The organism is Pseudomonas pichavaramensis, assembly GCF_050473265.1.
GTDB lineage: Bacteria > Pseudomonadota > Gammaproteobacteria > Pseudomonadales > Pseudomonadaceae > Aquipseudomonas.
On record NZ_JBJKFJ010000036.1, the window covers coordinates 1 to 565 of the forward strand.

Sequence of the window (565 nt, forward strand, 5' to 3'; positions counted from 1 at the left end):
TCTGATCGAAAGCGCAAGTGGTTGAGTAGAAAGAAAAAATTCTTCGAAAAACAGCTTGACAGATAGAAAGGCTGCTGTAGAATGCGCGGCCTCGGTTGAGGCGAAAGACTTAACCAACTGTTCTTTAACAACTGAATCAAGCAATTCGTGTGGGTGCTTGTGAGGTAAGACTGATAGTCAGCTGATTATCAGCATCACAAAGCAACACTCGTGAATTCGAGAGTTACTCTTTTAATTAAGAGATTTGCGATTGCTGAGCCAAGTTTAGGGTTTTCTCAAAACCCAAGCAGTATTGAACTGAAGAGTTTGATCATGGCTCAGATTGAACGCTGGCGGCAGGCCTAACACATGCAAGTCGAGCGGATGACGGGAGCTTGCTCCCTGATTTAGCGGCGGACGGGTGAGTAATGCCTAGGAATCTGCCTGGTAGTGGGGGATAACGTCCGGAAACGGGCGCTAATACCGCGTACGTCCTACGGGAGAAAGCAGGGGACCTTCGGGCCTTGCGCTATCAGATGAGCCTAGGTCGGATTAGCTAGTTGGTGAGGTAATGGCTCACCAAGGC

1 rRNA gene is annotated in these 565 nt (G+C 48.7%); it reads left to right on the forward strand.

Features of this window, described 5'->3' with window-relative positions:
* Positions 1–294: 294 nt before the first annotated feature.
* A 16S ribosomal RNA gene (locus ACJRW5_RS24910) occupies positions 295–565 on the forward strand; the annotation flags it as partial.